The following is a 332-nucleotide window of genomic DNA, read 5'->3' as shown; positions in this document are numbered from 1 at the left end:
TTCATCTCCGTGCTGACCGATCCGACCATGGGCGGCGTGTCGGCGAGTTTCGCGTTCCTCGGCGACGTGGTCATCGCGGAACCCAAGGCGCTGATCGGCTTTGCCGGCCCGCGCGTGATCGAACAGACCGTGCGTGAAAAGCTGCCGGAAGGCTTCCAGCGCGCCGAGTTCCTGCTGACGAAGGGCGCGATCGACATGATCGTGGACCGTCGCAAGCTGCGCGAAGAGCTCGCACAACTGATGGCGCTCCTGAGCCACCAGCCGGCGGACGCCGTCGCGTAAGTTCGGCGAAGCGCACGGGCCCCGAGGCCGGCTTTCCGGCCGCAGTCACG

1 pseudogene is annotated in these 332 nt (G+C 67.2%); it reads left to right on the top strand.

Going from position 1 to position 332, the window contains the following annotated elements:
- A pseudogene (locus tag EN859_RS36335) lies at positions 1–282 on the top strand (acetyl-CoA carboxylase carboxyl transferase subunit beta); the annotation flags it as partial.
- Positions 283–332 lie beyond the last annotated feature (50 nt).

The organism is Mesorhizobium sp. M00.F.Ca.ET.216.01.1.1, from assembly GCF_004010325.2.
Classification (GTDB): Bacteria; Pseudomonadota; Alphaproteobacteria; order Rhizobiales; family Rhizobiaceae; genus Mesorhizobium.
This window is presented reverse-complemented; position numbering and strand designations above follow the sequence as displayed.